The organism is Kribbella italica (assembly GCF_014205135.1).
GTDB classification, from domain to species: Bacteria; Actinomycetota; Actinomycetes; order Propionibacteriales; family Kribbellaceae; genus Kribbella; species Kribbella italica.
This window is the reverse complement of the sequence record NZ_JACHMY010000001.1, coordinates 7,913,973-7,937,782: the sequence shown is the minus strand read 5'-3', so window position 1 is coordinate 7,937,782 and position 23,810 is coordinate 7,913,973. Positions and strand designations below refer to the sequence as shown.

Genomic DNA, 23,810 nt, shown 5'->3' with positions numbered 1-23,810 from the left:
AGCCTGCCGCGATGGATGACTGGCAGACAGTGTCAGGAAAGTCTTCATCGGGTACTTTTTTGCCATGGCGGTTCATCGGGTCGTCGCGCTGGTCAAGGCGCCGCAGAGCACGTTCGAGCTGGGCTGTGCGGCGGGTGTGTTCCGCGGCGACGACTACCGCTTCAGCGTGTGCACAGAGACGCCGGGCGCCGTGCCGACCACGAACGGTTTCGACCTGGTCGTGCCGGCGGGGCTGCGGGCAGTCGATCGCGCCGACACGGTGATCCTGCCGGGCTGGTTGCCGATCGACGAACCGCCATCGACGGCTGTCCTTCGCGCGCTGCAGCGGGCCCATCGGCGTGGGGCTCGCCTGGTCAGCATCTGCTCCGGTGCGTTCGCGCTGGCCGCGACCGGTCTGCTGGACGGGCGGGCTGCGACCACGCACTGGGCGTACGGCGACGAGTTGCAGCGCCGGTTCCCCGCCGTACGGGTTGATCCTGATGTGCTCTACATCGACCACGGCGACCTCGCCACCAGCGCGGGCTCCGGCACCGGGCTCGATCTGTGCCTGCACCTGGTCCGCACCGATCACGGCGCCGCGTACGCCGCCCGCGTGGCGCGGCGGATGGTGATGCCGCCGCAGCGCGAGGGCGGGCAGATCCAGTACCGGGTCGAAACGCCCAGCCCCGCCGTCGATTCCCTCGGTCCACTGCTCGACTGGGCGGCCGACCGGTTGTCCGAGCCGTTGACCGTCGACGACCTCGCCGCCCGCTCCGCGATGTCGCCCCGGACCCTCACCCGCCGCTTCACCGAACAACTCGGGACCACCCCGGGCCAGTGGCTGCTCGCCCAACGCATCGCCCGCACCCGCCAACTCCTCGAGACCACCGACCTCCCCGTCGAGACCATCGCCCACCAGGTCGGCCTCTCCACCGCGGTCAACCTCCGCCGCCGCTTCCAGTCGGCCCTCAAGACCACCCCCAGCGCCTACCGCCGGGCCTTCAAGAACTGAGGCCCCGACCGTCGTACGCGCTCCGGCCGACGCCCATCACTGGTCAACCCCCTCCAACGCTGTCCCGGGCGGTGTCTCTGAGCGTGGGCTTGGGCGGCCGCCGCTGCTTGATCAGTGGTGCACGTCGGCGACTCGCCGCGGCGGCGGGTGACCTGTGGGAGGTGTAGACCGGTTGGTGGGGTGATGTGGATGCGTCGCGTGCTGGTGGTTCTGGTGCTGCTGCTGGTCGCCGGGTGTTCCGGGCCGGGTGAGGTGCGGGTCGACTTGGGGCCGGCTGTGGTGCCGGCTGATGCGGTGGCTCACGTGAAGGTCAGCGGGCTGGGTGGTGGCGACCGGGTCGAGGTGGTGGCGGAGGCTACCGATCAGGCGGGGAAGAACTGGCGCGCCTCGGCGTCGTACAAGGCTGATGACCATGGGTTCGTCGACCTCGACCGGACCGCGCCGGTGAGTGAGAGCTACGCCGGGGTGGACGGGATGGGGTTGTTCTGGGCGATGAATCCGCCGGACGGCGACCCGCAGCGGCAGCTCTACCTGCCCGAGGTGAACGGCGACGGGCCGCGCGAAGTGGTGCGGATCAGCGTGCGGGACGGCGAGAAGACGCTCGCCACGGCGACGCAGACCCGGCGGTGGGCGACCGACGAGGTCACCGTCCGGACGCTGACGTTGGCGAAGGACAAGGTGGTCGGGCGGCTGTTCCTGCCGAAGCCGGACGGGAAGCGGCATCCGGGCGTGTTCCTGCTCGGCGGGTCCGAGGGCGGGATGAGCCAGGCCGCCGGGGCCGCGCTCCTGGCCTCGCACGGGTTCCCGGCCCTGACCGTCGCGTACTTCGCCGCGCCGGGACTCCCGAAGACCTTGCAGGAGATCCCGCTAGAGTACTTCGCGACCGCGGCCAAGATCCTCGCGGCCCAGCCGGCGGTCGATCCCGCGCACGTCGTCGCGCTCGGCGCGTCCCGCGGCGCCGAGGCCTCACTGCTGATCGCGCAGACCTTCCCCGACCTGATCCACGGCGCGGTCCTCTACGCCCCGACCTCGAAGGTCGCCCCCGGCTTCCCCGACTACCTCGCGAACTCCTGGACCCTCCACGGCCGGCCGCTGACCACCGACACCCTCATCCCGGTCGACCACGTCAGCGGCCCGGTCCTCGCCATCGCCGGTACGGCGGACGGCATCTGGCAGTCGGCACCGGCCGCCCAGCTGATCGACACTGAGCTCACCACCGCCCACAACCCCTATCCCCACAAGGCTCTGATCTACCCCGGCGCCGGCCACAACGTCGGCACGTTCCCGTACCTGCCGCAAGGCACCCAGTTCTACGAGGCCCTCGCCGACCACACCGCCTACCTCGGCGGTGACCGCCCCACCAACGCCGCGGCCCAGGCCAGCTCCTGGCCGCAGGTCCTCGCGCTGCTCCGCAGCCTCTAGAAGTTGTCGAGGCTGATGTACAAGGGGATCCGGTCGTCGTCGGGATCCGCGCCGTAGTCCAGTGCGAACGACCGCGCGGCCGGCGGGCCGCCGTACTGCGGGTTCAACTCGCTGGACGACAGGCTCATCGTCATCAGCGCGACGTCGACGTACGGGTCGCCGAGGCCGAGCCGGCCCAGATCCAGTACGCCGGTGAACCGCATCGTCTCCGGGTCGACCAGGATGTTCGGCATGCAGTAGTCGCCATGCGTGACAACCACCCGCGAGCCTGGGAACGGCGAGTCGAACGGGCAGTCGGTCAGCGAGTGCAGTTGCCGGAGGCACTCAGCGACAGCCCGCAGTACGGCGGGCCGCTCGGCGGCGGGCCACGGCTGCGAGGCGTCCCGCCCGGGCAGGGCCGTGGTCAGCATCCAGTCGTTGCCTCGATCAAGCAATGGTGGGCACCCGAAGCCGGTTGCGCCGAGCCAGGCGACGCGGTCGGCTTCGTCGGCGACATCCGATCCGGCCTTGTAGTACAGGGTTTCCGTCGCCCGCTCGAGGCGGACAACGGTCGCACCGGAACACCCGACGTTGACCGGTTCGGCATGCCGTGCGCCGAACCGGTCGGCCAGGGTGTCGAGGTCCACCCCGACACCCTAGGCCTTCGTCAGCGAGATCTCACCGGAGATTCCGGTGCAGGGCTGTGATGAGCTCGCCGTCGGACGTGTCTCCGTCCAGCGACCAGATCATCGCGCCGCCGAGGCCGCGGTGGTTGATGTAGCGGGCCTTGCGCTTCATCTCGACCGGGTCGTCCCAGGTCCAGAACGTCGTCCCGTCGAACAGCCAGGCGAAGCCGGCCTTCTCGTCGCGGTGGACGGTGAAGTTGGCCAGCTGGGCCTTGAGCAGCTTGTAGTCCTCGTAGCCCGCCTCGTACGTCGCGGGCGCAGCGGCGGTCGCGGGCTGGAAGAGGCCGTTGTTCTGGTTCGTCACGCCGGTCCAGCCGCGGCTGTAGAACGGGACGCCCATCACCAGCTTGTTCCGCGGCGCACCGCGGGACAGGTACGCGTCGATCTTCACCTGCGAGCTGAACTCGGCCGGCGCGGGATCACCGGCAGGGCCGTCGATCGCGGACTGCTGGTTGGTCTGCAGATCCCAGGTGCCGTGGTAGTCGTAGCCCTGCGTCGTCCCGAAGGTCAGGTCCTTGAAGATCTTCTTGACCTCGAACCCGTTGTCCACCTGGGCCGGTGCGGCCGGCAGGAACGCCGACAGCGTGTGGCGGTTCTTGAACGGCCACGACGACCGGTCGAGCTGCTTGCGGTACTCGCGCACCAGCGCGGTGAAGTTCTGCTTGTCCTCGGGCCGGATCACGTTGCCCGGGTTGCCTTCGCTGCCCGGCCACTCCCAGTCCAGGTCGATGCCGTCGAAGACACCCTTCGCGGCACCGGCCGGCGCACCCGGCAGGTTGCCCTTGATCCACAGGTCCAGGCAGGACTTCACGCTCGCGGCCCGGCTGGCGGGGGTGAGCGCGGCGTCGGAGAAGTACTTCGACCCGGTCCAGCCGCCGAGCGAGATGCTGATCCGCAGCTTCGGGTACTTCTTCTTCAGCTGCTTGAGCTGGTTCAGGTTGCCCGACAGCGGCTGACCGGCGACGTCGGCCTTGCCGTTGACGCTCTGCTCAGCGGTGAACGGCCGCTGGTAGTCGGCCCACGGGTCGCTGCTGATGCACTTGCCCTGCTCGTCCAGGAACCCGAACGCGTAGTTCAGGTGCGTCAGCTTCGCAGCCGTGCCGTTCTTCACCAGGTCGCTGACCAGGAAGTTGCGGTCGTAACCGCTCCACTGCGTGTAGTACCCGACCACGCGCTTGCTGCTGCCGTGCGCTTCGGCCGGTACGGCCGTCAACCCCACCGGTGCCACCACGGCCAAGGCCGTGAGCACCACGAAACTCCGACGACGTTTCACTGACATCGATCTCCCCACCGGGCGGTCACATCGGGACAGGTGCGGCTCACCCTAAGTGCCACCGAGGAGTTCGGCAATGTCTCTACCGAAGTCAGTTCGCCGTCCAGGATTTCCCCACGTCCTTGGGTTAGTCGCTCGACCGGCGGACCACGAGCTCGAACCGGCTCGTCACGTGCTCGGCCGCTCGCTCCGGCGCGGCCAGCCGCCGGACCAGCAGCTCGACGCCGCGCCGCGCGATCTCGTCGACCGACGGTGCGACGCTGGTCAACGGCGGATTGCTGTACCGCGCTTCCTCGACGTCGTCGAACCCGACCACCGCCAGCTCACCCGGTACGTCGATCCCGAGCTCGGCGCACCCCACCAGCGCGCCGAGCGCCAGCGAGTCGTTCAACGCGAACACCGCGTCCGGGGCCTTCGCCCGGCCGCGCGCGCCCGGCCTGCGCACGAGGTCGATCATCCCCGCCCGTCCGGCCTCCCGGGTCCACGGGATCGCCAGCTCGCCCGCTGGATCCAGGCCCGCTTCGGCCAGCGCCGCCAGGAAACCCCGCCGCCGCAGCCGCCCCGACTTGTTCGCCTTCGCATCTCCGAGCAACACGACCCGACGCTTGCCCACAGCAACCAAATGCGCGACCGCGGCGTGGGCCCCCTCGACGTTCGGGATCGCGACGTGGTCGAAAGGCCCGTCGAGCTGCCGGTCACCGATCAGCACCAGCGGGTACGCCGAGCCGGCCGCGAGCCGCGCATCCGCCTTCGTCAGCTCGATCGCACTCAGCAACGCACCGTCCGTCAGGCTGCTCCGCCCACCCCCGAGCACCAGCCGCTCACGCTCCCGCCGTCCACCCGTCACCTCGACCATCACGGTCAGCTCGTGCCGCTCGGCCTCCTGTACGACCGCCTCGGCCAGGTCCGCGAAGTACCGCTCCCGCAGACTCGGTACGCCGAGCGCGATCAGCCCGGTCCGCCCCAGCCGCAGCCCGCGCGCCGCGGCGCTCCGCTGGTACCCGAGCTCGTCGATCGCCGCCTGGACCTTCGCCCGCACCTCGGCCGACACGTGCACGTACCCGTTGACCACGTTCGACACGGTCCGCGGCGACACCCCGGCGTACCGGGCCACGTCGCTCTGCCGCACCACCACCCGCGCTCCTCACACCCGCGTCCGCCGACCACTCTCGAAGGCTTCGATGATCGCAGTACCGACCTCCAGCGCTCGCAGCCCCGCCGTCGCGGGCACCGGCGGCCGCTCGCCGCGACGCAGCGCCGGGAGCAGGACGTCGAGATGCCGGTCGAAGGTCTGCTCGAACGACCGGCTCCGATCGTCGAAGTAGCCCGCCTCCCACACCTCGCGGGTCGGGTCGCCGGCCTTCGAGAATGTGTAGCGCTTGACCGTGTCCTCGACCAGCAGACGGCCGGCGCGGCCGTTGACCTCCAGCTGATGCGTGCCGGGATACGCGTACGACGAGTCGTAGCTGCCGACCAGCGATCCCACCGCGCCGCTCGCGAACCGCAGCACCGCGGCGATCGTGCCGCCCTTCAGCTCCGCCGACACGGCTTCGATCGGGCCGCCGAGCTGTTCGAGCATGTCGATGCCGTGGCACTGCGTCTCGATCAGGTTCGCGTACGGGTGGTGCGCCGAGCTGCCCTCACCGGCGAACCGCCAGGTCAGGAACTCCAGCTCCCCCAGACGCCCGGCCGTCACGTCGTCGTACGCGCGCTGGACCGGTACGGCGTACCGGTGGTTGAAGTTGATCGCGAAGAACGTGTCACCGGCCTCCTCGAGCAGCGTGCGCCCTTCGGCGAGGTCGAAGACGAGTGGCTTCTCCACCAGCAAAGGGATTCCGCGGGTGAGCAGGTGCCGGGTCAGGGCGAAGTGCTCGGTGTTCGGCAGGCAGACCGCGACGAGCTCGGGCTGTACGTCGTCGATCATCCGGTCGACGTCGTCGTACCCGGTGGTGTGCCATTCGGCCGCTCGAGCCTGCGCCCGGCCGAGATCGCGCGACCAGATCCCGGCCAGCTCGGCCTCCGGGTGCTGCGCGAACGCCCGCGCGTGCTGGCGTCCCCATCCACCGGCGCCGACCACGGCGACGCGCACGGGCTCATGCATCCTGCGTCACCACGACCTTGCCCGTCTCCCCGCCGAGGAAGGCCTCGAAGGCCGCCTGCGTCTCGGACAGGTCGAAGGTGTGGGTGATCACGCGGCTCACCTCGTCGAGGTTGGCCAGCAGGATCTCGTGATTGGTCGCCAGATCGGCGTACGGGAAGTACTCGCTCCCGATCACGCCCGCCTCGTTGGCCACCAGGTCCGGCGAGACCTCCAGCTCGAGTCCTTGCCCATGGCCCACACAGACCAGCACGCCACGCCGCCCTAGTTTCCGTACGGCGGCCTGCCGCGCCTCCGACCGCCCACTCGCATCCACCGCCGCGTCCACCAGCGGCAGATCCTCTGGTTGCACCGGCATCGCGCCCAGCCCTGCCGCGAAGTCCAGCCGCCACGGCGACGGATCGCTCACGTACACAGGGAAATCCGCACCGAACCGCAACTTCGCCATCAGCAGCACCCCGAGCCCCACCGGGCCGACCCCCGCGACGTACAGATCCTCGATCCCCGGCCGCAGCAGCAACGCCCGATCCAGCGCGTGCCCGCTAGTCCCCATCAAGTCCAGCAACGCCGTCGCGGTCGCGAACGGAACCCGCTCGTCCACCGCGAAGAACACCCGCTCGTCCACCACTTCGTAAGGCCCCAACCCGCCCGCCCGGTTGAACCCCATGTCCCCCTGCTTGGCGAGACACACGTTGGTCGCCCCCGCCCGGCAACTCCGGCACTCGCCACAGAACACCATCAGGTAAACAACTCCCCGCGTCCCCACCGCCGTCGACGTCCCCGCTCCCGCCGCGATCACCTCCCCCGCAGCCTCATGCCCCTGCACCACCTCGGCCCCACCCGCGAAAGCTCCCCGGTCACTCCCACAAATCGCATTCGCCCGGCACCGCACCACCAACTCCCCATCCCCCGGCTCCGGCGGCTCCACCTCCCGGAAGTCCACCCGCCCACCACCAACCAGCACCGCCGCCGTCTTCGCCATACCCCTGTGATTCCACCCTTTGCCACGTGGCAAACCTGCGACTTCTCAGCCTGTGGCAACAGCCTCGGTCTCGGTCGTTCCGTCGAACGCCGAGAAGGCGACCGCAGGAGTACGGTCGCCTTCTCGGATGGAGAAACTCAGTGGAAGAAGTGCCGCGTCCCCGTGAAGTACATGGTGACGCCGGCCTTTTGGGCGGCCTCGATGGCGGCCTCGTCGCGGATGGAGCCGCCGGGCTGGACCACCGCGGTGACGCCGGCTTCGAGGAGGACCTCCAGGCCGTCGGGGAACGGGAAGAAGGCGTCGGAGGCGGCGACGGAGCCGGCGGCGCGTTCGCCGGCGCGGGTGACGGCGAGGCGGCAGGAGTCGACGCGGTTGACCTGGCCCATGCCGACGCCGACCGACGCGCCCTGCGCGGCGAGCAGGATGGCGTTGGACTTGACGGCGCGGCAGGCCTTCCAGGCGAAGGCGAGGTCGGCCAGCACCTCCGGAGAGGCTGCTTCGCCGGCGGCCAGGGTCCACGCGTTCGGGTCGTCGCCCTCGGCCTGGAAGCGGTCGCTGTGCTGCAGCAGCAGCCCGCCGCTGATCGCGCGCATCTCGACCAGCTCGGCGTTCGACCGGGGCGGCGCGACCAGCAGGCGGATGTTCTTCTTCGCGGAGAGGATCTCGACCGCGCCGTCCTCGTACGCCGGGGCGACGAGTACCTCGGTGAAGATCTCCGCGACCTGCTTGGCCAGCTCGACCGAGACCGGCGCGTTGGTCGCGATCACACCGCCGTACGCCGAGACCGGGTCGCACTCGTGCGCGCGCCGGTGCGCCTCGGCGATGTCGGCGCCGACCGCGATACCGCACGGGTTGGCGTGCTTGATGATCGCCACCGCCGGCTCGGCGAAGTCGTACGCCGTGCGCCGCGCGGCGTCCGCGTCGACGTAGTTGTTGTACGACATCTCCTTGCCGTGCAGCTGCTCGGCGCCGGCCAGGCCGCCGCGGCCGTTCAGGTACAGCGCGGCCGGCTGGTGCGGGTTCTCGCCGTAGCGCAGCACGGCCTTCTTGTCCCACGCCGATCCGACCCAGGCCGGGAACACCGAGCCGTCGCCGGTGTCGGTGAGCACGCTGCCCATCCAGGACGCGACGGCGACGTCGTACTCGGCGGTGTGCACGAAGGCCGCGGCGGCCAGCTTCTGCCGCTCGGCCAGCGAGAAACCGCCCTCGTCGAGCACGGTGTAGATCGCGTCGTACTGCGCCGGCGAGGTCACCACGGCGACGTTCGCGTGGTTCTTCGCGGCACCGCGGACCATCGACGGGCCGCCGATGTCGATCTGCTCGATGCACTCCTCGGTGGAGGCACCGGAGGCGACCGTCTCGGTGAACGGGTACAGGTTGCTGACCAGCAGATCGAACGGCTCGACCCGCATCTCGGCCAGTTGCTCGACGTGGTCGGGCTTGCGGACGTCGGCCAGCAGCCCGGCGTGCACCTTCGGGTGCAGGGTCTTGACCCGCCCGTCCAGGCACTCGGGGAAGCCGGTCAGCTCCTCCACCTTGGTCACCGGTACGCCGGTCGCGGCGATCCGCGCGGCCGTGGAACCGGTGGACACGATCTGGACGCCGGCCTCGGACAGCGCCTTGGCGAGCTCCTCCAGACCGGTCTTGTCGTAGACGCTGATCAGCGCCCGGCGGATCGGCCTGCGGTCGGTGCTCACTTCAGTCGAACCTTTCGTCCGGTGATGGTCCAGCCTTGGCGAACCAGCCGGCCGACCCAGTCCACCAGCTGGTGGCGCTCGACCTCCTTGATCCGCTCGGTCAGGGTTTCTTCGGTGTCGTCGTCCTCGACGCCGACGACGACCTGGCCGATGATCGGGCCGGTGTCGACGCCGCCGTCGACGAAGAACAGCGTCGCGCCGGCCACCTTCACGCCGTACGCGAGCGCGTCGCGGGGGCCGTGGATGCCGGGAAAGGCCGGCAGCAGCGCGTTGTGGGTGTTGATGTAGCGGTCGCCGAAGGCGGCCAGGAAGTCGTCGCCGACCAGCTTCAGGAACCCGGCCGAGACGACCAGATCAGGCTGGTACTGCGCGACCGACGCGGTCAGCGCGCGGTCCCAGTCGGCCCGCTCGGCGTACTCCTTGACCTTGTGCACGAACGTCGGCACGCCGGCCGCCGCGGCCTTGCCGAGACCGGCGATGCCGTCACGGTCCGCGCCGACGGCGACCACCTGGGCGCCGTACGCGGGATCCTGGCAGGCGTCGAGCAGGGCCTGCAGGTTCGAGCCGGAGCCGGAGACGAGCACGACGAGGCGTGCGGCTTCAGGCGTAGGCGCCACCGGGTCTGTCACGCGCCAAACCTTATCGCCCGGGCTCAGCCCGCCGACCGCCGCCCGTTCACTCGAGGTGGTCGGGGGCCTTCCGGCGAGCCGCCAGTACGCCGGCCGCGATCGCCGCGCCGATCGCCATCCCGGCCCCGAGCAGCCCGGCGGCCGGGAGCGCGCTGGAGACGCCGAAGTCGGCCATCCGTCCCGGGCCGGCCGACCCACCGGCCAGCAGCATCAGGATCAGCAGTCCGACACTCGCCAGCAGCGCCGACATCGCGCCGCGCAGCGCGAACGCGTCCCAGCCCAGCGCGTCGGACTCCGGCGCGGCCAGTCCACGCCGCGCCACGACCAGCCCGGCGACGGCTCCGGCGAGCAACGGGACGATCGCGGTCAGCACCAGGAAGTACGTCGGCGTCCCGCCGTCACTCGGTACGGCGGCCAGCAGCGGCAGGGCGGGCAGGTTCCCGACGTCGACGCCAGTCGGCGCGATCGACGTCCCGACGCCGAGCTGGAACCCCGGCCCGGCCAGGAACGACACGAAGTAGACGACCAGGTTCGGCAGCAGGCCGAGGCAGATCGCGAACAGAACGACGGCCCCGACGACGCCCGTGTCGAGCAGGTCCAGCATCGCGGTCACCCGGGAGAACCGGATCGCCAGCAGGACGCCGTACAGGAGGGAGGCGAAGGCGATCACGGTCAGTACGGCGGCCGCGGCAGCCGGTACGACGTCGCGCAGCCCCGTCGGAGTGGCGTCCGCGAGATCTTGAGCAGCACCGGACTCGACCAGAATCCCCGCCGAACCCGCGACGATCGCGAGCGAGGCGGCGCCGAGGAACGCCGACAGCGGCGAGATCTTCAGCGCGCCCTCGGAGGTGAGCAGCGCGATGATCAGCGCTCCGAGCCCGTACGTCGCGGCGAACACCCCGGCGGCGGTCAGCAGGTCCTTGCCCCGGTCGGCGGCGCTGATCCGTGCGGTGAACCGGCCACCGCGGTACAGGCACCAGCCGACGAAGGCGGTCAGGCCGAGCGGCGCGACCGAGATCGCGGCGCCGTTCAGGCTGAGCCCGGACTTGTGGGCGAGCAGCCACACCGAGGCACCGGCGCGGACCGCGCCGGAGGCTCCACCGAAGGTCGCCGCCAGCCAGCCGATCACCGCGACCGCGGCGCAGGCCAGCAGCCCGGCCAGCAGACAGGCACCCGCTCCGACGACAGCAGCGACCACCACCGGCCTGGGCGGGACAGTCGGCGCGGGCTGGGCGGGCCCGGGCGCCTGGTGGGATCCGCCGTCACGGGCGCCCGGACGGCTCAGCATGTCGGTCATGCCTACGCCTCGCTAGCGCTCGGCTTCGGCACGACCGACTGGTCGGCTCTACTCTTTGGTCGCTCGCTACGCTCGCTCATCGAACTCCCATCGTCCCCCTCCTCCGGACACAGCTCGTTCTGACACGCCGGATGTGGAAGACTTCCCCGAGCTGACCTCGGCGTGGCTCGTTCGTCCTAGGGGCTACCAGGTACATTCGGCGTGGACCAGGGGTTGAGTCAGGAGGTCTGGAGTCATTGTCCGGTTCCCACCGTGCGCCCCGCGGCGGAGGTCGCGCCGCGGCGCGTGAAGCGCGGCGCCAGCAGTCCCGCCGCCGGAACCAGCTGATCGGCGCCGGTGCGGCGGTCGTGCTCGTGCTCGGCGGTGGCGGCGTCGCCGCGGTGAACGCCTTCGGCGGTGACGACTCCCCGGGCGACTCCAAGTCCAGCAGCCCCGACGCCGACAAGGGCGGCGAGAACGCGCTGGCCGACGCCAAGGTCCTGATCGACGGGCCGGCGGCCAAGCCGCTGACCGCGACCGGCAGCTGGGCGATCGCCGCGACCGCCGACGGCAGCAGCGCGCCGGACAAGTCGTTCGTCTGCCAGGCCCAGCGCTTCGCCGACCCGGCCGGGATCCGGACCTGGGTGCGGACGTTCAAGAACGCCACCACCAAGGACACCGCGGTCCAGTACGTCGAGGTCTCCAACGACACCGCCGCGGCCGGCAAGTCGTACACGACGATCACCGGCTGGCTGAGTCAGTGCAACACCCCGCAGTTCCGCCTGGTCGCCAGCTACACCGCCGAGGGACTCGGCGAACGCGGCGTGATCGCGGTCTTCGGCCAGCCCAACGGCTCCAAGAGCAAGTACCGGACCGTCAGCGTGACCACGGCCGGCCAGGCCACGATGGTCTTCGAGCACGACACCATCGGCGGTACGCCGCCCAAGCCCGACGGGGTCCTGGCGACGGCCAGCGCCGGGCTGAAGCGGATCTGCGCCGAGACCGGCGCGGACTGCGGCGCCGGCACGCTGGCCGCGAAGGCCGGGCTGCTGCCGACCCAGGAGACCGCCGGGTTCATGGCGCCGATCGACCTGCCGGTGCTGTCCAGCATCGAGAAGCCGTGGGTCAGCGTCGACGGCGAGGTCCGCTCCGGCACGCTGTGCGAGAAGATCGACCTGAAGAAGGCCAAGGCGACCAAGCACAAGACGCAGACGTACGTCGTACCGGACGCGCCGGTGCCGACCGAGTTCGGGATGGACACCACCGTCGCCAAGTTCGCCACTCCGGCCGCGGCGTCGGCGTTCGTCACCCAGATCCGCAAGAACGTCGACGGCTGCGCCAAGTCCACCTCGACCGCGACGGTGAAGTCGACCGGCTCGATCAGCGTGGGCGCGCTCAAGGGCGAGGCCTGGAAGGCCAGCTACGACACCGGCGGCGGCAAGATCTTCACCTTCCGGATCGGCATCGCCGGCTCCGGGGACCGCGCGGTCTACCTGCTGTACCCGGTGCTGAAGAACCTGGACATCTCCGACAGCGTCTTCACCGACGTCCTCGGCCGCGCCGCGGACCGCTCGGCCACCTTCAAGTAGGCCAACGAAAAGGCCGCGGTCCCGAGGACCGCGGCCTTCCGTCGTACGCCGTACTACTTGCTGAGCCCCTGCATGATCTCGCGCATCAGGTTGGCGGTCTCGGTCGGCGTCTTGCCGACCTTCACGCCGACCGCCTCGAGCGCTTCCTGCTTGGCGGCCGCCGTACCGGACGAGCCGGACACGATCGCGCCCGCGTGGCCCATCGTCTTGCCCTCCGGCGCGGTGAAGCCCGCGACGTAGCCGACGACCGGCTTGGTGACGTTGTCCTTGATGAACGCCGCCGCCCGCTCCTCGGCGTCGCCGCCGATCTCGCCGATCATCACGATCGCGTCGGTGTCCGGGTCGTCCTGGAACGCCTGCAGCGCGTCGATGTGCGTGGTGCCGACGATCGGGTCGCCACCGATGCCGATCGCGGTGGAGAAGCCGAAGTCGCTCAGCTCGTACATCATCTGGTAGGTCAGCGTGCCCGACTTCGACACCAGACCGATCCGGCCGGCGCCGGCGATGGTCGCCGGGATGATGCCCGCGTTGGACTCCCCCGGGGTGATGATGCCCGGGCAGTTCGGCCCGATGATCCGGGTCTTGCCCGAGGCCTGCGCGGCGGCGAAGAACGCGGCGGTGTCGTGCACCGGCACGCCCTCGGTGATCACCACGACCAGCGGGATCTCGGCCTCGATCGCCTCGAGCACCGCGTCCTTGGTGAACTTCGGCGGTACGAAGACGACCGACACGTTCGCGCCGGTCTCCTTGATCGCGTCCGCGACGCCACCGAACACCGGGACGGCGCGGCCGTCGAAGTCGACGCTCTCGCCGGCCTTGCGCGGGTTCACGCCGCCGACGATGTTGGTGCCGGAGGCAAGCATCCGGGTGGTGTGCTTGGTGCCCTCGGAGCCGGTCATGCCCTGGACGATGACCTTGCTGTCCTTGGTCAGGAAGATAGACATGTTCAGCGATCCCTTACTTCGCAGCCAGCTCGGCGGCCCGCTTGGCGGCGCCGTCCATGGTGTCGACCCGCTCCAGACCGGCCAGGCCGGCCTCGTCGAGGATCCGGCGACCCTCGTCGGCGTTGTTGCCGTCCAGGCGGACGACCAGCGGCTTGCTGACCGCTTCGCCGCGGCCCTCGAGCAGCGCGAAGGCCTGGACGATGCCGTTGGCGACCGCGTCGCAGGCGGTGATGCCACCGAAGACGTTGACGAACACGCTCTTCACCTGCGGGTCGGAGATGATGATCTCCAGACCGTTGGCCATCACCTCGGCGCTCGCGCCACCGCCGATGTCCAGGAAGTTCGCCGGCTTCTGGCCGCCGAACTCCTCACCGGCGTACGCGACGACATCCAGGGTGCTCATCACGAGGCCCGCGCCGTTGCCGATGATGCCGACGGAACCGTCGAGCTTCACGTAGTTCAGGCCCTTGGCCTTCGCCTTGGCCTCCAGCGGGTCGGCCGCCGAGGAGTCGGCGAACTCCGCGAACTCCGGGTGCCGGAACTCGGCGTTCTCGTCGAGCGAGACCTTGCCGTCCAGCGCCTCGACGTTGCCGTCCTTGAGCTTGACCAGCGGGTTGACCTCGACCAGCGTCGCGTCCTCGGCCAGGAAGACCTCGTACAGCTTGACGATCTCCGGCGCGACCGCGTCGATGATGTCGGCCGGGTAGCCGGCCGCCGTCGCGATCTCGCGGGCCAACGCCACGTCGACACCGCTCGCCGGGTCGATCGAGATCTTGGCGACCGCGTCCGGGTTGGTGTGCGCGACCTCCTCGATCTCCATCCCGCCGGCGGCCGACGCGATGCACAGGTAGTTGCGGTTGGCCCGGTCGATCAGGAAGGAGAAGTAGTACTCCTCCGCGATCGCGGCCGCCGGAACGATGTTCAGCGTCTTGACGATGTGGCCCTTGATGTCGAGACCGAGGATCTCGCGGGCCCGGGCCTCCGCCTCGTCGGGCGAGGTGGCGATCTTGACCCCGCCGGCCTTGCCGCGGCCGCCGGTCAGCACCTGGGCCTTCACGACCACCGTGCCGCCACCGAGCTTCTCGGCCGCCGCGCGGGCTTCCTCGGGCGTGTGGACGACTTCACCGACCGTCGTCCGTACGCCGTGCTTGGCGAAGACAGTCTTCGCCTGGTACTCCATCAAGTCCACGACTGTGGTCCCTCTCTCGCCTGTTCGAGTTGGGCCGCGGCAGGCAGCGGTGCGGAGAGGCACGGTCGCCGGCGCGTTCCGTCGGGCTGAGACTAGCCACCCCGGCGCGCGTGGCAACAGCCGGGGTGCACGCTGAGACCACTGTCACAGCCTGCTTGCCGACTCGTGACACGCTGGTCGGCATGACTGAACGATCAACCAGACCAGCTGACGACTGGTGGCGTAGTGCCGTCGTCTACCAGGTGTACCCCCGGTCGTTCGCCGACGCCGACGGTGACGGCACCGGGGACGTGAACGGGATCCGGGCCCGGCTGCCGTACCTGGCCCAGCTCGGGATCGACGCGATCTGGATCAGCCCGTGGTACCCGTCCCCGCTGCTCGACGGCGGGTACGACGTGTCCGACTACCGCGACATCAACCCCGAGTTCGGCACGCTGGCCGACGCCGACGCGCTGATCGCGGAGGCGCACGCGCTGGGGATCCGGATCCTGATCGACCTGGTCCCGAACCACTGCTCCTGGGACCACCCGGCCTTCAAGGCGGCACTGGCCGCCGGCAAGGGCTCCCCCGAGCGTGACCTGTTCTGGTTCCGCGACGGCGTCGACGGGCAGCCGCCGACGAACTGGCCGGCCGCGTTCGGAGGCGGGGCCTGGCAGCAGATCGAGGACGGCCAGTGGTACCTGCACATGTTCGACATCAGCCAGCCGGACTGGAACTGGGACCACCCGAAGGTCGTCGAGGAGTTCGACGCGATCCTGCGGTTCTGGTTCGACCGGGGCATCGACGGCTTCCGGATCGACGTCGCGGACTCGATGGCCAAGGACGCCTCGCTGCCCGACGTACCGCTGAAGGACGGTCGGCCGACCCACGACAAGTACGTCGGCAACCCGTTCTACGACCAGCCGGGCGTGCACACGATCCACCAGCGCTGGCGCGCGATCGCCGACGAGTACGCCGGTACGCCGCAGGGCCCGCGGGTCTTCGTCGCCGAGGCCTGGCTGTCGCCGGCCGAGCGGCTGGCGCAGTACGTGCGTTCCAACGAGCTGCACTCGGCCTTCAACTTCGACGTACTGCGCTGTGCGTGGGACGCGAAGGAGCTGCGGCAGGTCATCGACTACACCACCGAGAGCCTGTGGGCGGTCGGTGCCCCGGCGACGTGGGTGCTGAGCAACCACGACACCATCCGGCACCGCACGCGCTACGGCCGGGCGCTGCAGGACGCGCTGGCGGAGGCGGGCGACGTCCCGACCGACCTGACGCTCGGACTGCGCCGGGCGCGGGCGGCGGCGCTGCTGGAACTGGCGCTGCCAGGTGGCGCGTACATCTACCAGGGCGATGAGCTGGGCCTGCCCGAGGTGGAGGACCTGCCGGAGGAGGTGCTGGACGACCCGACCTGGGAACGCTCCGGCCACACCGTCCGCGGTCGTGACGGATGCCGGGTGCCGATCCCGTGGAGCGGCAGCGAACCGCCGTACGGGTTCGGCGACGGTACGGACCAGCCCTGGCTGCCGCAGCCTGCCGACTGGGCGCCGCTGACGGCGGCGGCCCAGGAGAGCGACCCCGCCAGCCACCTGAACCTGTACCGGGCCGCGCTGAAGATCCGGCGCGCTGAAGAGGCTCTCGGCGAAGGCCGCCTCACCTGGGACGACGACGCTCCCGCCGGAGTCCTGTCGTTCACGCGCGACCCGGGCTTCCGGTGCGTGGTGAACCTCGGCAGCTCCCCGATCGAGCTACCCGCCGGCGAGATCCTGCTCGCGTCGGAGCCGCTGCTCGAGGGCGAGCTCCCGGTCGACGCGACGGTCTGGCTGAAGGTCTGATCTTTCGGAGAACGAGAACGGCGCCCCGGGAGTCCCGGGGCGCCGTTCCTGTGTTCGGTGTTGCTGCGGTCAGCGCCGGTCGCGATCGCGCCGGTCGCGGTCTTCCTGCTCCCGCCGTTCCCGGTCCTCACGATCGCGGCGGTCGGCCTCTTCGCGGTCCCGGCGGTCCCGGTCTTCCCGATCGCGCCGTTTCTGCTCGTCGCCGTAGCTCACTTCACACCTCCAGCTGTCAGACCAGCGACGATACGCCGCTGGAAAATCAGCACCGCGATCACCAGCGGGATCGTGACCACGACGCCGGCGGCCATCTGGGTGCCGAACGGCTGGTCGAAGCCCGAACTGCCCTGGAACTTCGAGATCGCCACGTTCGCCGTCTGGATCGACGACTTGTTCACCATGCTCAGCGCGATCAGGAACTCGTTCCAGGCCGCGATGAAGGTGATGATCGCCGTGGTGAACACACCCGGTGCCGCCAGCGGCAGGATCACCTTGTAGAAGGCCTGCGCCGGCGTACAGCCGTCGACCATCGCCGCCTGCTCCAGTTCTCGCGGCATCTGCCGGAAGAACGTGGTCAGTGTCCACACCGCCAGTGGCAGCGCGAACGACAGGCTGGGCACGATCATCGCCTGGTAGGTGTTGATCCACTTGATGTCGATGAACAGCTTCAGCAGCGGGATGACCAGCGAGATGCCCGGGAACATCGACGTGGTGATGATGATCGCCAGCACCACGTTCTTGAACCGGAACTCCAGCCGGGCCAGCGTGTAGGCCGCGACCAGCCCGACGATCAGCGTCAGGACCGTCGTTACTCCGGCCACGATCAGGCTGTTCAGCAGGGCCCGGCCGAAGCCGACGCCCTCGCCGAAGACGGCCTGCAGGTTGTCCAGCGAGAACGGCGCCGGGATCAGCGAGTTGTCGAACTGGTCCAGCGGCCGGCGGAACGCCGACACGACCATCCAGTAGAACGGCGCCAGGCAGTACAGCACGATGATCGCGACACCGACCAGCGGCAGGTACTTGCGGACCGGGCTCGCCTCGGCCGCCTTGACGTCGATGCTCATCCGACCCCACCTCCTCCGCTGGCCGATCCGGCCATCGACGTGGTCACGGCGCCGTCGAGCGACGTGTCACGGTCCTGCTTCCTACCGTTCTTGCCGTTCTTGCCGTTCTTGCCGTTCTTGCTCTTCTTCTGCACCCGGTCACCGAGAATGTCCGCCCCGAGCAGCTTGACGAAGGCGTAGGCGACCACCGCGACGTACAGGAACAGGATCGTCGCGTACGCCGACGCCGGCCCGTACCGGGTTCTGGACGCTTCGTCGTACGCAAGCATCGACAAGGTCTCGACCGAGTTCTTGTTCGCGCCGACCAGCACGAACGGCAGGTCGAAGATCCGCAGCGTGTCGAGGATGCGGAACAGGACGGCGACCAGCAGCGCCGGCTTCACCAGCGGCAGTGTGATCCGCACGAACGTCTGCCACGGATTGGCGCCGTCGACCTTGGCCGCCTCGTACACGTCTTCGGGAATGGTCTGCAGGCCCGCGAGCACCAGCAGCCCGATGAACGGTGCGGTCTTCCAGGTGTCGGCCACGATCACCGACAGCACCGACTGCCAGCCCTCGGTGGACCACAGGATCTGCTGTCCCAGCAGGGCGTTCGCGATGCCGTCGGCCTGGAAGATCCACTTCCACAGCAGCGCCGACACCACGGTCGGGATCGCCCACGGCACCAGGATGCTGGCCCGGACGATGCCGCGGCCCTTGAACGCCTTGTGCATCACCAGGGCCATCGCCACACCGAGCACCGTCTCGAGTGCCACGCAGGTGACGGTGAAGAACGTGGTGTTGTAGAAGGCGTTCCAGAACCGCTCCCCGGTCTCGCCGGAGAAGATCGCGGTGAAATTGTCCAGCCCGACGAACTGGGAGCCCTCGACGACGAAACCGTCGGCGTCGACCTGCGTGCCGCTGGTGTACAGCGACTCCCGCAGCGCCGAGATGATCGGGTAGACCACCACCAGGGCGAGAACGAGCAGGGTGGGTGACAGCAGCAGCGCGGCCAGTTTGCCGGTGCCTTCGTCGAACGTGGTCTGCCGTTTGACCTTGCCGGTCTTCGCCGGCAGGGCGGATGCACTCATCTCAACCTCCTTCAAGCTGCCTGATCTCGCAGGCAGGGACAGGCCGGGGCCGGTACGTGGGGAGTCCCGCCACGCACCGGCCCCGCCAGTTCGATCACTGAGTGATGAGCGAGCTCAGCTTGGTCTGCAGCTCGGTGAGCGCATCCTTGGGCGGAGTCTTGTTCGTCATCGCGCCGTAGGCCGCTTCCTGGATCGCGGTCGTGACATCGCCGTACTTGATCACCTTCGGCCGCGACTTCGCGGACTCGATCGACGCCTTCAGCGGCGCCAGGTACGGGAACTGCTTGTTCAGCGCCGGGTCCTCGTACAGCGAGGCCCAGGTCGGGGCCTGCGACGTCTTCTCGACGTTGGCCTTCTGGCGCTCCTCACTGGACATGAACTTGATGAAGTCGGCCGCGGTCGCCTTGTTCTTGGTGAACTCGGAGATGCCGTAGTTGTGGCCACCCAGCGTCGAGACGCCCGGTCCGGACTTGCCCGGCAGCGGCGCGACCTGGAACTTGCCGGCCACCTTCGACGAGCCGTCGGTCTTGCCCGCCAGCGCGTACACGTACGGCCAGTTGCGCAGGAAGACGAGCTTGCCCTCCTGGAACGCGCGCCGGCTCTCCTCCTCCTTGTAGGTGATGGAGGCGGCCGGGAACTCCTTGTCCTTGAAGCCGTTCACGAGCTGCTCGAGACCGGCCAGCGCCTCCGGGGTGTCCACGTTCGGCTTGCCGTCCTCACCGACGACCACACCACCCGCGGAGTTCACCGCCTCGGAGAAGTTCACCGTCAGGCCCTCGTACTTCTCGAACTGACCGGCGTAGCAGCTGGCACCCTTGGCGTCCGGCAGCGCGAGCACCTTGGTGCAGGCGGCCTGCATCTCGTCCCAGGTCTTCGGCGGCGCCGTGATGCCGGCCTTCTGCAGCCAGTCGTTGCGGTAGTACAGCAGCCCGCCGTCCGACGTCACCGGTACGGCGTACAGCTTGTCGCGGTACTTGCCGGTGTCAACGGTCGACGGCAGCAGCTTGCCCAGGTCCGGGAACTGGTCCTCGGGCAGCTCGGCGATCCAGCGGTTGGCCGCGAACTCGGCGGTCCACACCACGTCCAGGTTCAGCACGCTGAACGCGTCGGACTTCGCCTGCGCGTTCTGCACCATCTGCTGGCGCTGGGTGTCGGCCGACTCCGGCAGCTCCTTGATCTCGACCTTCTCCTCCGGGTGCTGGGAGTTCCAGGCGTTGACCTGGTTCACCAGGTTTCCGGAGGTGTCCTTGCCGGTGGCAAACGTGATCGGGCCGCGCCCTTCGAGCGCTCCCCCGGCCGATCCGCCGCCACCGCTGTCCCCGTCGTCACCGCCGCACGCGGACGCCAGCAGCACAAGGCTGCCGGTCATGGCCAGAGCGACCGCCCGGCGTGCGTGTGATCGTTCAAACCTCATCGTGTACCTGCCCTCTCCCGATGGGATCTCACTTGGTCCTGCGCAGGTCGTCCACAGTCCCCCACCACGCTGCGATCCGCCCTGTCCGGACAGTAACCGAGATCGGGGGCGATGTGTCCTGAGCCACACACCTGACCGATCGTCTGTACGGACAAACGCATGGCTGTATGCGACCGCGATTCGACAGCCCGCACAACCAGGTGTTTCTTAACGATTCGGTATTACCGATTAGTAACTAACCGGATGGGCACCAGCAGTTCACGCCGATCACAGACTGTGATCAGGCGGTGGTGGCGGAGGCGTCGCCGACGTTGCTACGGACCCAGTCGACGATCTCGTGGGTCGGCGCGCCCGGGGTGAAGATCCGGCGGACGCCGAGCTCGGCCAGCGGGGCCAGGTCGGCCTCGGGGATGATCCCGCCGCCGAACACGACGATGTCGTCGGCGTCCCGGGCGGCCAGCAGCTCCCGGACCTTCTTGAACAGCGTCATGTGCGCGCCGGACAGCACCGACAGGCCGATCGCGTCGGCGTCCTCGGCGATCGCGGTCTCGACGATCTGCTCCGGGGTCTGGTGCAGGCCCGTGTAGATGACCTCCATCCCGGCGTCGCGCAGCGCCCGGGCGACGATCTTCGCGCCGCGGTCGTGCCCGTCCAGGCCCGGCTTGGCGACGACGATGCGCAGGGTGCTGGTGGCAGGCATGGATCGGGCCTTTCAGTACTGGAGCGCCGCGTTGCGTCCAGTTTCGCAGGTTATCCGAGCGGCACCTCACGGATAAGACACGAAGGCGTGTGTTCCCCGCCACGCGTTCTGGGAACCGGTTACCGTGAAAGAGAAGTCAGACCAGTTGCGCGGGGGGTCTGGTGCAGGAGTGAGGAGTCGCCGATGAGTGCCGAGGCGGTTGACGAGGGCTTTTCGACCGGTGCCGTGCGCAGCGGCCTGCGCGAAGCACTCGAAGGACTCCGGTACGGCGCGCGCTCGGCGCTGTCGCCGCGCGTACTGCAGGGCGCGGCGGTCGAGATCGGGTGGCTGACCACTCATCTGGCCATGTACCCGCTCGGCCTGGTCGGCCGCGCCGGCAGCCGTGCGGACCGGCTCTCCCTAGACGGCCTCACCCCGGCTCAGCGCAGCCTGCTCGTCGGTGACGTCCGTGCCGCCGGTACGCCGATCCTGCTGGCGCACGGGATCGTCGACAACCACACCGTCTTCACGCTGATGCGGCGGCAACTGCTGCGCCGCGGGTTCACCCGGATCCACACCTTCTCCTACTCGCCCCTGACGCTGGACGTGCGCTCCACCGCCGAGCGGATGGCCGCCGAGGTCGAGGCGCTGTGTGAGGAGTACGGGTCCGACCAGATCCACATCGTCGGCCACAGCCTGGGCGGCCTGATCGCGCGGTACTACGTCCAGCGCCTCGGTGGGGACGAGCGGGTGCACACCTGCGTCACGCTCGGCACGCCGCACCAGGGCACGGTCGCCGCCCGCCTGCTGCCCTGGCCGCTGGTGAAGCAGTTGCGGCCCGAGAGCGACCTGATGGACGAGCTCGCGGAGCCGGCTCCGGACTGCCGGACCAGGTTCGTGGCGTTCTACAGCGACGTGGACCAGCTGATCGTCCCGCAGCGGAGGGCGCGGATCGCGCACCCGGACCTGATCGCGCGGAACGTGCGGATCCGTGGGGTCGGGCACCTGTCGCTGCCGTTTCACGGCGACGTGGTGCACCAGATTTCTGGTGTTCTGGCTCACCTTGACGACGAACAGGTCGCCTGAGCGGTTCGCCGTACGGCGTTCACGGCTGCTCACTGTCCGGACACGCCTGATCACGGAAAACAGAACTTGCCGGATCTTTGTCAGGATCTCGGCCCGAAACTGGTTGACCTAGCAGGTTGTCAGGCGGGTGAGCGGATGCACGTGCAGCGGCTCATGCAAAAGTTTCGTGAAGGAGAGGGCCGAACAGGGGTGGCAGGGTTTGTCGCCTCGTGACCCGTCCGTTATGGTGCTTGAGCCCGCCAGGGGAATAAATCTCCCGGCGAGCGGACAGTGCCCCTCCCCTGTGACCGAAAGGCCACGTTGTGTCCCAGCACCGTGCCGCGGGAAACCGCGTCACGCCAGGCAACAGTGCTGCGCGCAAGACCGGCGCATCACGTCACGCCAAACACCGTGTTGCCCGGCGTAACACCCCTAGCAGTACCCAGATCGTTGGTCTCACCGCAGCGCTCGCTGCGGCGGCAGGCGCTGTCGGCTTCAGCCACAGCTCCCTGGCGTCGCCGACGCAGGCGAACTCAGCGGTCAACATCGCCGCACTGTCGGGCGGCAACAGCCTCTCCGAGGTCACCACGGCCCGGATCGAGCGCCGTCAGCTGGCGACCCGTGACTCCTCCCGGGTCGCGCTCACCAGCACCGACACCACCAAGAAGCAGGCCGCCGCGGACCGCCTCTCCAAGGCCCGCGCCGCCAAGCTGGACGCCACCCGGGCGCTGACCGCCAAGCGCGCGTCGTCGCTGGCCGCCGCCAAGGTCGCCGCGGCCGCCGCCGCCGAGAAGCTCCGCGAGTCGGCCTCCCGCTGCGAGATGATGATCTCCGGCTACCACATCACCGCCACCTTCGGTCAGGGCGGCAGCCGCTGGGCCGCGAACCACACCGGTACCGACTTCGCCGCCCCGATCGGCACGCCGATCCGCTCGGTGATGAAGGGCGAAGTGGTCTTCGCCGACTGGGCCGGCGCCTACGGCCGTCAGGTCCAGGTCGAGCACGCCGACGGCACCGTCACCTGGTACAACCACATGTCGAAGTTCAGCGTCGAGGTCGGCGAGACCGTGTACGCCGGCGACCAGGTCGGCGCGGTCGGCGTCACCGGCAACACCACCGGCCCGCACCTGCACTTCGAGGTCCACCCCGGCGGCGGCTCGGCGATCAACCCGATGCCGTGGCTGCGCGAGGTCTGCGGCCTCAACCCCTGATCCACCCCGCTCGCCGCCGGTGCTCGTGACCGGCGGGCGCACCGGTTCGCCGACGGGCCGTCGTACCTCCTAGGGTGTGCGGCATGCGTCCGGCGGCTGGTGAGGTTCTGCACTTCTCCGAAGACCCGGCGATCGAGGTCTTCCGCCCGCACGTCGCCGCCACCGCTCTGCAGCAGGCGCCGTACGTCTGGGCCGTGGGGCACGACCGTGCCCCCGACTACTGGTTCCCCCGGCAGTGCCCCCGCGCGATGGCGTGGGCGGGCCCCGGCACCACCCCCGACGACCTCGCCCGCATCATCGGCCCGGGTTCCGTCCCCCGCGTCCACGCGATCGAGTACGGCTGGCTCGAGGCGATCCGCACGGTCGAGCTGTACGCGTACCGGCTGCCTTCGGCGTCGTTCGTCGAGCACGACGCCGCGATGGTCGCCACCACCGAGGTCGTCCCCCTGGGTCCGCCGGAACGCGTCGGCGACCTCTTCGCCCTGCACGCCGAGGCCGGCATCCAGCTCCGGGTCCTGCCCAACCTGCACGCCTTCTGGGACGAGGTCGTCACCAGCACCCTCGAGTACAGCGGCATCCGCCTCCGCAACGCGCTTCCGCGGCCGGCGGCCCCACCGACGTAGCCCCGTGAACGCGCCGCGGCCCACTCTCAGCGACCGCCGCCCGGCCGCCGCAACCTCACCCCACGCGGCCTGTTGGCCGCTGAGCCCCGCACCAGCACCCCCCACCAGCAACCCC

Annotated in this window: 22 protein-coding genes; 7 read left to right on the top strand and 15 right to left on the bottom strand. The window is 69.6% G+C overall.

The genetic code is table 11. The features are described 5' to 3' along the window. Positions 1-64 precede the first annotated feature (64 nt). Positions 65-991: a helix-turn-helix domain-containing protein gene (locus tag HDA39_RS37235; protein WP_184803374.1), complete on the top strand. Its 927-nt coding sequence runs from the start codon at positions 65-67 to the stop codon at positions 989-991. Between the two features lie 189 nt (positions 992-1,180). Further along, the gene (locus tag HDA39_RS37230; RefSeq protein ID WP_184803372.1) at positions 1,181-2,413 is read left to right on the top strand and encodes an acyl-CoA thioesterase/bile acid-CoA:amino acid N-acyltransferase family protein; all 1,233 of its coding nucleotides are present in this window, start codon (positions 1,181-1,183) and stop codon (positions 2,411-2,413) included. Here HDA39_RS37230 and HDA39_RS37225 read toward each other — a convergent pair. The 8 genes from HDA39_RS37225 to HDA39_RS37190 all read right to left on the bottom strand — a co-directional run bounded on the left by HDA39_RS37225 (position 2,410) and on the right by HDA39_RS37190 (position 11,054). Continuing rightward, a complete protein-coding gene (locus HDA39_RS37225) occupies positions 2,410-3,039 on the bottom strand; it encodes a phosphotransferase (protein WP_184803370.1) in 630 nt (209 codons plus the stop codon). The two genes, HDA39_RS37230 and HDA39_RS37225, sit on opposite strands and share 4 nt — an antisense overlap. 31 nt (positions 3,040-3,070) lie before the next feature. Continuing rightward, a complete protein-coding gene (locus HDA39_RS37220; RefSeq protein ID WP_184803368.1) occupies positions 3,071-4,357 on the bottom strand; it encodes a glycoside hydrolase family 18 protein in 1,287 nt (428 codons plus the stop codon). Positions 4,358-4,478: 121 nt separating this feature from the next. Further along, a complete protein-coding gene (locus tag HDA39_RS37215) occupies positions 4,479-5,486 on the bottom strand; it encodes a substrate-binding domain-containing protein (protein WP_184803366.1) in 1,008 nt (335 codons plus the stop codon). 9 nt (positions 5,487-5,495) lie between these two features. Then, positions 5,496-6,452 carry a Gfo/Idh/MocA family protein gene (locus HDA39_RS37210; protein ID WP_184803364.1) on the bottom strand — a complete coding sequence of 319 codons (957 nt, stop codon included), beginning with the start codon at positions 6,450-6,452 and terminating at the stop codon, positions 5,496-5,498. Continuing rightward, the gene (locus tag HDA39_RS37205) at positions 6,445-7,431 is read right to left on the bottom strand and encodes an alcohol dehydrogenase catalytic domain-containing protein (RefSeq protein WP_184803362.1); all 987 of its coding nucleotides are present in this window, start codon (positions 7,429-7,431) and stop codon (positions 6,445-6,447) included. Before HDA39_RS37205 ends, HDA39_RS37210 begins: the two co-directional genes overlap by 8 nt. Before the next feature lie 137 nt (positions 7,432-7,568). Next, on the bottom strand, positions 7,569-9,128 hold the full coding sequence (purH, locus tag HDA39_RS37200; RefSeq protein WP_184803360.1) for a bifunctional phosphoribosylaminoimidazolecarboxamide formyltransferase/IMP cyclohydrolase: 1,560 nt from the start codon (positions 9,126-9,128) through the stop codon (positions 7,569-7,571). Further along, entirely contained in the window at positions 9,125-9,757 is a 633-nt protein-coding gene (purN, locus tag HDA39_RS37195) for a phosphoribosylglycinamide formyltransferase (protein ID WP_184803358.1), read from the bottom strand. Before purN ends, purH begins: the two co-directional genes overlap by 4 nt. Before the next feature lie 46 nt (positions 9,758-9,803). Further along, a complete protein-coding gene (locus tag HDA39_RS37190; protein ID WP_184803357.1) occupies positions 9,804-11,054 on the bottom strand; it encodes a cell division protein PerM in 1,251 nt (416 codons plus the stop codon). A gap of 236 nt (positions 11,055-11,290) precedes the next feature. On the opposite strand from HDA39_RS37190, the gene HDA39_RS37185 reads away from it, so the two are divergent. After that, positions 11,291-12,622: a hypothetical protein gene (locus HDA39_RS37185; protein WP_238356251.1), complete on the top strand. Its 1,332-nt coding sequence runs from the start codon at positions 11,291-11,293 to the stop codon at positions 12,620-12,622. A gap of 53 nt (positions 12,623-12,675) precedes the next feature. Here HDA39_RS37185 and sucD read toward each other — a convergent pair whose 3' ends face one another. Continuing rightward, positions 12,676-13,566, bottom strand: a complete 891-nt coding sequence (sucD, locus tag HDA39_RS37180; protein WP_184803355.1) for a succinate--CoA ligase subunit alpha — start codon at positions 13,564-13,566, stop codon at positions 12,676-12,678. A gap of 13 nt (positions 13,567-13,579) precedes the next feature. Next, complete coding sequence (gene sucC / locus HDA39_RS37175) at positions 13,580-14,755, bottom strand: ADP-forming succinate--CoA ligase subunit beta (RefSeq protein WP_184803353.1); 1,176 nt, start codon at positions 14,753-14,755, stop codon at positions 13,580-13,582. 182 nt (positions 14,756-14,937) lie between these two features. On the opposite strand from sucC, the gene HDA39_RS37170 reads away from it, so the two are divergent. Next, positions 14,938-16,572: a glycoside hydrolase family 13 protein gene (locus HDA39_RS37170; protein ID WP_184803351.1), complete on the top strand. Its 1,635-nt coding sequence runs from the start codon at positions 14,938-14,940 to the stop codon at positions 16,570-16,572. Between the two features lie 69 nt (positions 16,573-16,641). On the opposite strand, the gene HDA39_RS37165 is transcribed toward HDA39_RS37170, so the two are convergent. From HDA39_RS37165 to HDA39_RS37145, 5 genes are all read right to left on the bottom strand, one after another. Further along, positions 16,642-16,785, bottom strand: a complete 144-nt coding sequence (locus HDA39_RS37165; RefSeq protein WP_184803349.1) for a hypothetical protein — start codon at positions 16,783-16,785, stop codon at positions 16,642-16,644. Next, positions 16,782-17,633, bottom strand: a complete 852-nt coding sequence (locus tag HDA39_RS37160) for a carbohydrate ABC transporter permease (protein WP_184803347.1) — start codon at positions 17,631-17,633, stop codon at positions 16,782-16,784. Before HDA39_RS37160 ends, HDA39_RS37165 begins: the two co-directional genes overlap by 4 nt. Further along, a complete protein-coding gene (locus HDA39_RS37155; RefSeq protein WP_184803345.1) occupies positions 17,630-18,703 on the bottom strand; it encodes a carbohydrate ABC transporter permease in 1,074 nt (357 codons plus the stop codon). Before HDA39_RS37155 ends, HDA39_RS37160 begins: the two co-directional genes overlap by 4 nt. 94 nt (positions 18,704-18,797) lie before the next feature. After that, positions 18,798-20,072: an ABC transporter substrate-binding protein gene (locus HDA39_RS37150; protein ID WP_238356250.1), complete on the bottom strand. Its 1,275-nt coding sequence runs from the start codon at positions 20,070-20,072 to the stop codon at positions 18,798-18,800. Between the two features lie 325 nt (positions 20,073-20,397). Beyond that, on the bottom strand, positions 20,398-20,817 hold the full coding sequence (locus tag HDA39_RS37145) for a coenzyme B12-dependent isobutyryl CoA mutase small subunit (RefSeq protein WP_184803341.1): 420 nt from the start codon (positions 20,815-20,817) through the stop codon (positions 20,398-20,400). Between the two features lie 183 nt (positions 20,818-21,000). Here HDA39_RS37145 and HDA39_RS37140 point away from each other — a divergent pair, with 183 nt between their 5' ends. The 3 genes from HDA39_RS37140 (at position 21,001) to HDA39_RS37130 (ending at position 23,695) form a co-directional block, all read left to right on the top strand. Continuing rightward, positions 21,001-21,882, top strand: a complete 882-nt coding sequence (locus HDA39_RS37140; protein WP_184803339.1) for an esterase/lipase family protein — start codon at positions 21,001-21,003, stop codon at positions 21,880-21,882. Between the two features lie 302 nt (positions 21,883-22,184). Continuing rightward, positions 22,185-23,072 (top strand): M23 family metallopeptidase, encoded by an 888-nt coding sequence (locus HDA39_RS37135; protein WP_337926053.1) that lies wholly within the window; start codon positions 22,185-22,187, stop codon positions 23,070-23,072. An 83-nt stretch (positions 23,073-23,155) separates the two neighbouring features. Further along, a complete protein-coding gene (locus tag HDA39_RS37130; RefSeq protein ID WP_184803337.1) occupies positions 23,156-23,695 on the top strand; it encodes a DUF6886 family protein in 540 nt (179 codons plus the stop codon). The last annotated feature ends 115 nt before the right edge of the window (positions 23,696-23,810 follow it).

Excerpts from the sequence above, each read along its gene's own strand:
- HDA39_RS37140 (WP_184803339.1), top strand. The coding sequence starts at position 21,001 with ATGAGTGCCGAGGCGGTTGACGAGGGCTTTTCGACCGGTGCCGTGCGC.
- HDA39_RS37155 (WP_184803345.1), bottom strand. The coding sequence starts at position 18,703 with ATGAGTGCATCCGCCCTGCCGGCGAAGACCGGCAAGGTCAAACGGCAG.
- HDA39_RS37210 (WP_184803364.1), bottom strand. The coding sequence starts at position 6,452 with ATGCATGAGCCCGTGCGCGTCGCCGTGGTCGGCGCCGGTGGATGGGGA.
- HDA39_RS37170 (WP_184803351.1), top strand. The coding sequence starts at position 14,938 with ATGACTGAACGATCAACCAGACCAGCTGACGACTGGTGGCGTAGTGCC.
- HDA39_RS37150 (WP_238356250.1), bottom strand. The coding sequence starts at position 20,072 with ATGACCGGCAGCCTTGTGCTGCTGGCGTCCGCGTGCGGCGGTGACGAC.
- HDA39_RS37145 (WP_184803341.1), bottom strand. The coding sequence starts at position 20,817 with ATGCCTGCCACCAGCACCCTGCGCATCGTCGTCGCCAAGCCGGGCCTG.
- HDA39_RS37230 (WP_184803372.1), top strand. The coding sequence starts at position 1,181 with ATGCGTCGCGTGCTGGTGGTTCTGGTGCTGCTGCTGGTCGCCGGGTGT.
- sucD (WP_184803355.1), bottom strand. The coding sequence starts at position 13,566 with ATGTCTATCTTCCTGACCAAGGACAGCAAGGTCATCGTCCAGGGCATG.
- HDA39_RS37235 (WP_184803374.1), top strand. The coding sequence starts at position 65 with ATGGCGGTTCATCGGGTCGTCGCGCTGGTCAAGGCGCCGCAGAGCACG.
- HDA39_RS37190 (WP_184803357.1), bottom strand. The coding sequence starts at position 11,054 with ATGACCGACATGCTGAGCCGTCCGGGCGCCCGTGACGGCGGATCCCAC.
- HDA39_RS37160 (WP_184803347.1), bottom strand. The coding sequence starts at position 17,633 with ATGAGCATCGACGTCAAGGCGGCCGAGGCGAGCCCGGTCCGCAAGTAC.
- HDA39_RS37205 (WP_184803362.1), bottom strand. The coding sequence starts at position 7,431 with ATGGCGAAGACGGCGGCGGTGCTGGTTGGTGGTGGGCGGGTGGACTTC.
- HDA39_RS37130 (WP_184803337.1), top strand. The coding sequence starts at position 23,156 with ATGCGTCCGGCGGCTGGTGAGGTTCTGCACTTCTCCGAAGACCCGGCG.
- HDA39_RS37220 (WP_184803368.1), bottom strand. The coding sequence starts at position 4,357 with ATGTCAGTGAAACGTCGTCGGAGTTTCGTGGTGCTCACGGCCTTGGCC.